Source organism: Shinella sp. M31, from assembly GCF_049199205.1.
In the GTDB taxonomy this organism is placed as follows: Bacteria; Pseudomonadota; Alphaproteobacteria; order Rhizobiales; family Rhizobiaceae; genus Shinella.
Genome location: NZ_JBLZPH010000091.1, coordinates 23,131 through 29,736, shown reverse-complemented (window position 1 = coordinate 29,736; position 6,606 = coordinate 23,131). Strand labels below are relative to the sequence as shown.

6 protein-coding genes are annotated in these 6,606 nt (G+C 65.3%); all 6 read left to right on the top strand.

Features of this window, described 5'->3' with window-relative positions; translation table 11 throughout:
* The first annotated feature begins 24 nt into the window (after positions 1-24).
* Genes ACOZKU_RS15705 through ACOZKU_RS15680 form a run of 6 tightly spaced genes read left to right on the top strand, consistent with a single transcriptional unit; the run spans position 25 to position 6,600 of the window.
* Positions 25-882: an ABC transporter permease gene (locus tag ACOZKU_RS15705; protein ID WP_314089264.1), complete on the top strand. Its 858-nt coding sequence runs from the start codon at positions 25-27 to the stop codon at positions 880-882.
* A gap of 3 nt (positions 883-885) precedes the next feature.
* Complete coding sequence (locus ACOZKU_RS15700) at positions 886-1,671, top strand: ABC transporter permease (RefSeq protein WP_421579646.1); 786 nt, start codon at positions 886-888, stop codon at positions 1,669-1,671.
* A gap of 2 nt (positions 1,672-1,673) precedes the next feature.
* Positions 1,674-2,789, top strand: a complete 1,116-nt coding sequence (locus ACOZKU_RS15695; protein ID WP_421579645.1) for an ABC transporter ATP-binding protein — start codon at positions 1,674-1,676, stop codon at positions 2,787-2,789.
* A gap of 17 nt (positions 2,790-2,806) precedes the next feature.
* The gene (locus ACOZKU_RS15690) at positions 2,807-4,192 is read left to right on the top strand and encodes an NAD(P)/FAD-dependent oxidoreductase (RefSeq protein ID WP_421579644.1); all 1,386 of its coding nucleotides are present in this window, start codon (positions 2,807-2,809) and stop codon (positions 4,190-4,192) included.
* 21 nt (positions 4,193-4,213) lie between these two features.
* Positions 4,214-4,573 carry a cupin domain-containing protein gene (locus ACOZKU_RS15685; protein WP_421579643.1) on the top strand — a complete coding sequence of 120 codons (360 nt, stop codon included), beginning with the start codon at positions 4,214-4,216 and terminating at the stop codon, positions 4,571-4,573.
* Between the two features lie 32 nt (positions 4,574-4,605).
* Positions 4,606-6,600, top strand: coding sequence for an FAD-dependent oxidoreductase (locus ACOZKU_RS15680; RefSeq protein WP_421579642.1), 1,995 nt, complete (start codon positions 4,606-4,608; stop codon positions 6,598-6,600).
* The last annotated feature ends 6 nt before the right edge of the window (positions 6,601-6,606 follow it).

Below are 6,606 nucleotides of genomic sequence, written 5' to 3'. Positions count from 1 at the left end.
CGACAGGAGACGACAGTGACCGACATGCCTGACAGGCCCGCTCTCCTCATGCGATGGCGACCGCGCGGCGCGGTTTGGCTTGCCGCACCCGCCGTGCTGGTGCTGCTCGTCGTGCTCGCCTATCCGCTCGGCATCGTCGTGTGGCGCTCCTTCACCGATCCCGCCGTCGGCGTCGACAATTACGTCTGGTTCTTCCAGTCCGCCGTGAACCGCACGGTGCTGCAACGCACCTTCGTCGTCGCTGCCTGGGTCACGCTCGTCTCCCTCATCTGCGCCTATCCTTACGCCTATGCCATGACGATCGTCGGCAAGAATGTGCGGCTGGCGCTTATCCTCTGCGTCCTCGTGCCCTTCTGGCTGAGCGGCGTGGTGCGCACGCTGGCGTGGGTGATCCTGTTGCAGGATTCAGGCGTCATCAATTCCATTCTGCGCGGCCTCGGCCTGTCTCCGGTCAAGCTGATCCGCACCCTGCCGGGTGTCGTCATCGGCATGACGCAGGTGCTTTTGCCCTTTATGATCCTGCCGATCTATTCCGTGATGAAGGGCATCGATACACGCCTGTTGCAGGCCGCCCGCAGCCTGGGTGCGAAGCCCTGGAAGGCCTTCCTGCAGATCTACGTGCCGCTGTCGCTGCCCGGCGTCTATGCCGGCGCGATCATCGTCTTCATTCTGTCGCTCGGCTTCTACATCACCCCGGCTTTGCTCGGCGGTCCGCGCAGCATTTTGCTTTCCTCTCTGGTGCAGAACCAGGTGCTGAGCCTGCTCAATTGGGGCCGTGGCGGCGCCATGGGCGTGGTGCTGCTGGTCGCGACCTTCGTGCTTCTCGCCTTGGCCGCCCCGCTGATGCGCCAGAAACACACATCCTCGCGCAGGGAGGCGTAGCCGATGCCGTCGTTCTCGCGCATTTTCCTCGGTCTCTTCTGCCTGCTCGTCGCGATCCTGCTTCTGGCGCCGACGCTGGTCGTGATCCCGATGTCGTTCAACGGCAACAAGTCGCTGGCCTTCCCGCCGGTCGGTTTCAGCTGGCAATGGTATGAGAACTTCTTCAGCAATCCGGACTGGACGACGAGCTTTTCCAACTCGCTGATCGTCGCCCTTATCGTCGCGGTGGTGGCGACCGTCATCGGCACCCTCGCCGCCTTCGGTGTCACACGCGCTGCTGCGCGCACCGGCGGGCTGCTGCGCGCCCTTCTGATCACGCCGATGGTCGTGCCGGGCGTGGTGCTGGCGATCGGCATCTATGCGGTCTATCTCGATACGCACCTTGTCGGCACTGTCACCGGTTTCGTGCTGGCCCATACCATGCTCGCCATCCCCTTTGTGTTGATCGCCGTGCAGGCGAGCCTCGAAGTCTTTGACCGCCGGCTGGAAACGGCGGCGTCGAGCCTTGGCGCGGGTCGCCTGACGGTGTTCCGCACGGTGACGCTGCCGCTGATCTTGCCGGGCGTTCTCTCCGGCGCGCTCTTCGCCTTCATCACCTCGTTCGACGAGATCATCGTCGCGCTGTTCATCACCAGCCCCTATCTCAAGACGCTGCCGGTGCAGATCTATACCTCGATCACGCGCGATGCCGATCCGACTGTCGCGGCCGTCGGTACGCTGCTCTTCATCGCCACGTCGCTCATCATCATCGCCGGCCTGCTCCTGGGCATGCGCCGCGGAAGGACCTGACCATGCACGCTCCCCAACGTTCCGCCGGTGCCGCTATCGAAATCCGCAAGGCCTCCAAACGCTACGGCGCCTTCACGGCGCTCAACGATATCGACCTCCATATCCGCCCCGGCGAATTCATGACACTGCTCGGCCCCTCGGGCTCGGGCAAGACGACGACGCTCAACCTGATCGCCGGCTTCACCGACATCAGCTCCGGCACGCTCGAGATCGGCGGCAGACAAGTCACCGGCCTGCCCTCGCACAAGCGCAATATCGGCGTCGTCTTCCAGCACTACGCGCTTTTCCCGCACATGACCGTCGGCAAGAACGTCGCCTATCCGCTGACGCTGCGCGGCATCAAGGGCGATGATCGCGAGGCACGCGTCAAGCGCGCGCTCGACATGGTGAAGATGGCCGACTTCGCCCATCGCTACCCGAACGAACTCTCGGGCGGCCAGCAGCAGCGCGTGGCGCTCGCCCGCGCGCTCGTCTTCGACCCGCCGCTGCTCTTGATGGACGAGCCGCTCGGCGCGCTCGACAAGAAGCTGCGCGAGTGGCTGCAGCTGGAGATCAAGCGCATCCACCGCGAACTCGGCACCACCTTCGTCTATGTGACGCACGACCAGGAAGAGGCGCTCGTTCTCTCCGACCGCATCGCCGTCTTCAACGGCGGCCGCATCGAGCAGATCGGCACGGGGCGTGAACTCTACGACAGTCCGGCGACGCTTTTCGTCGGCCGTTTCATCGGTGAATCCACGGTGTTGCGCGGATCGGTCGAGATTTCAGGTGACGAAACGGTCATGACGATCGGCGGGCAGAAGGTCGTCGCCAATCGTCGTCTTGCCGGCGACGCCCGTCCGGTGATCCTGCTGCGGCCCGAGCGCGTGGCCCTAAAGCGTCCCGGCGCGGATGTCGTTTCGGTGGAAAACCGCCTCACGGGCACGATTGCCGAAGCGATCTATCTCGGTTCCGGCTCGAAATACGAGGTGCGGCTGGCGGACGGCACCATCGCCGTGGTGCGCAGCCCGCTCGGCGCGGTCGACTTCGGGATCGGCGATACCGTCGACATCGCCTTCCTGCCCTCTGATCTCATCCTCCTCCCCGATGACGCCAGCGCCGACGTGACGCTGACGTGAACCCGAAAGCCCCTGCCATGGATGTCAAGACCAACGGTAACGTTTCCTTCTGGTATGCCGATATCGGCGGCATTCCGCAGAAGCGCCCTGCCCTTCCCGGCGATCGCGACGCCGATGTCTGCATCATCGGCGCAGGCTATACCGGCCTATGGACCGCCTATTATCTGAAGAAGGCCGACCCTTCGCTCAACATCGTCATGGTCGAGCGCGAATTCGCCGGCTTCGGCGGTTCGGGCCGCAACGGCGGCTGGCTGTCGGGTGGCTTCAGCTGGTCGCGCGAGAAATATCTCAAGACCTCCAGCCGCGGCGCCGTCGTCGACATGCAGCGCGCCATGGCCGGCACCGTCGACGAAGTGATCCGCGTCACGGAGGCTGAAGGCATCGATGCGGATATCCTGCGCGTCGACAACATTACCTTCGCGACCAACAAGCCGCAGCTCGAACGGGCCCGAGAGGAATACCAGTTCTATCTCGACTGGGAGATGCCGTCTGAACGTATCGAAATGCTGTCCGCCGAGGCGGCGGCGAAGCGCATCCGCGTCGCCAACGTCCTGGGTGCCTTCGTCATCCGCGACATGGCACGCGTCCAGCCGGCCAAGCTGGTGCGCGGCCTCGCGAAAGTCGTGGAAGGGCTCGGCGTCTCGATCTTCGAGGGCACCGCCGTTACCCGGTTCGAGAAGGGCCGCGTCGAAACCGATCGCGGCACGGTGCGCGCGCCGGTGATCATCCGCGCCACGGAAGGGTTCACCGCCGGCCTGCCGGGCCACGAGCGCACCTGGCTGCCGCTCAACAGCGCGCAGATCGTCACCGAGCCGGTGCCGGAAGCGCTGTGGAAGGAGATCGGCTGGGAAGGCCACGAACTGCTCGGCGATGCCGCGCATGCCTATTGCTACGCCCAGCGCACCCGCGAGGGCCGCATCACCATGGGCGGACGCGGCGTGCCCTATCGCTTCGGCTCGGCGACCGACGTCAACGGCCGCACGCAGCAGGCGACGATCGACCAGCTCCATGCCATCCTGACGCGGCTGTTGCCGCAGACGAAATTACTCAAGATCGACCATGCTTGGTGCGGCGTGCTCGGCGTGCCGCGCGATTGGTGCACGACGGCGGGCTTCGATCGTGACAGCGGCATCGGCTGGGCGGGCGGCTATGTCGGTCTCGGCGTGTCCAGCACGAACCTCGCCGGCCGCACGCTGGCCGATCTGGTGCTCAATCGCGACACCGAACTGACCGGCCTGCCCTGGGTCAATCGCACGGTGCGCAAATGGGAGCCGGAGCCGTTCCGCTGGCTCGGCGTGCATTCCATGTACCAGTTCTACCGCATGGCGGACGAACGCGAGTTCGCGGGCCTCGAACACACATCCAAACTTGCCGGCCTTGCAGACAGCATCACCGGCCACTGAGCCTCTTCAAAGGATATTTCCATGATCAGTTTTGAGAATTTCGGCGACCTCCTGAAACTCGACATCGGCGCCTTCGCAGCAAAACCCACCTCCATCGAGGGCGACCAGCAGGAGGCGACGCGCGTGCTCTGGACGAGCGCGAACGAGAAGATGGAAACGGGTATCTGGGAATGCACGCCCGGCCGCTTCACCGCCGACCGCACGCAGAATGCCGAGGTCTGCCACCTGCTCAACGGCCGGGTGACCTTGCACAACAGCGACGGCACCTCGCAGGAGATCGGGGCTGGCGAAATGTTCGCGCTGCCGCTCGGCTGGCGCGGCCAGTGGACGATCCATGAGCAGACCCGCAAGGTCTATACATTTCTCTCCAGCGACGTCTGACGCTGCCTGACAGGTTTGGGAGGAGGATCCCGATGACGCTAGCCGAACGTTCCGACGGCGCCGTGGCGCAGGCCCCAGCGGCGTTTCCGCACCTGTTCCAGCCGCTGAAAATCCGCGGCGTGGTGCTGAAGAACCGCATCATGTCGACGGGCCACGACACGACATTACCGACGGACGGGCTCGTCAACGAGGCGCTGCTTGCCTATCACGCCGCCCGCGCAAAGGGCGGTGTCGGGCTCATCGTCAGTCAGGTGGCGGGCGTGCACGAGACGGCGCGCTACACCTCGCACATGCTGATGGCGACGGAGGACGACTGCATCGACGGCTATCGCCGCCTCGCCGAACTCTGTCATGCCGAGGGCTGCGCATTGTTCTCGCAGCTCTTTCATCCCGGCCGCGAAATCATGGAAGGTGGCGACGGGCTTTTGACCGTTGCCTACGCGCCGTCCGTCTCGCCGAACGAACGGTTCCGCGTGATGCCGCGCGCGCTCGATAAGCGCATGATCGACGAGATCGTCGCCGGCTATGCGTCGGCGGCCGGGCGCATGCATGCGGCGGGCGTCGATGGCGCCGAATTCGTGGCAAGCCACGGCTACCTGCCGGCGCAGTTCTTCAATGCGCGCGTCAACCGCCGCGAGGATGATTATGGCGGCTCGCTGGAAAACCGGCTGCGTTTTGCCGAGGAGGCACTTGCCGCAATGCGGGCCGCGACCTCGGAGGATTTCGTCATCGGCATGCGCATCAGCGCCGGCGAGCGCGATGAGGAGGGGCTGGCCAATGACGAAGCGCTGGAAATCTGCCGCCGGCTGGAGCCGCTGCTGGATTATGTGAGCATCACGACCGGGACCTCCGCCTCGCTCGGCGGTGCGGTGCATATCGTGCCGCCGATGGCCTATCGCGCCGCCTATCTGGCGGGGGATGCGGCGCGCTTCCGCAAAGCGCTCGGCATTCCCGTCTTCGTGACGGGCCGCATCAACCAGCCGCAGGAGGCCGATGCGGTGATCGCAGACGGCTCGGCGGATGTCTGCGGCATGACGCGGGCGATGATCTGCGATCCCGAAATGCCCGGCAAGGCGCAGGAAGGCCGCATGGACGACATCCGCGCCTGCATCGCCTGCAACCAGGCTTGCATCGGTCATTTCCATCGCGGCGTGCCGATCTCCTGCATCCAGCATCCCGAGACAGGCCGCGAGCTGAAATTCGGCACGCTCGAACCGGCGGTCCGGCCGAAATCCGTCATGGTCGTCGGCGGCGGGCCTGCCGGCCTGAAGGCCGCCGCCGTCGCTGCCGCACGCGGCCACAAGGTCACGCTCTACGAGGCCGCGAGCCAGCTGGGTGGACAGGCGCAACTCGCCCAGCTTCTGCCCCGGCGCTCGGAATTCGGCGGCATCGTGACCAATCTTTCCAGAGAGGTCGAGCTTGCCAATGTGCGTGTGCAGCGCGGCGTGCGGGTCGACAGGGCGTTGGTGGAGGCGGAGCGGCCGGATGCCGTCATCCTCGCCACGGGTGCGAAACCCTATCGGCCGGACCTGCCGATCGACGACAGCATTCAGGTCGTCGATGCCTGGCAGGTGCTGCGCAAGGAGGTGAAGACCGGCAGCCGCGTCGTCGTGGTCGACTGGCGCTGCGACTGGATTGGTCCCGGCATCGCCGAACGTCTCGTCGCCGAGGGCTGCAGCGTCGATCTCGCCGTCAACGGCACACATCCCGGCGAATTGCTGCCGCTCTATGTGCGCGACAACATCGCCGCCGAACTGCATCGCATCGGCGTGCGGGTGACGCCCTATGTGCGTCTCTATGGCTGCGATGGCGGAACGGTTTACATGCAGCACACGACCAGCGACCAGCCGATCCTCTTCGAGGAGGTCGACACGCTGGTTCTCTGTCTCGGGCATGCGCCGGTGGATGATCTCTCGGGCGTGCTGCACGATCTCGTGCCGGAAGTGCATGTCATCGGCGACAGCCTCGCGCCGCGGACGGCGGAAGAGGCCGTTTACGAGGGCTTGAAAGTGGCGGCGACGCTATGAGGACGC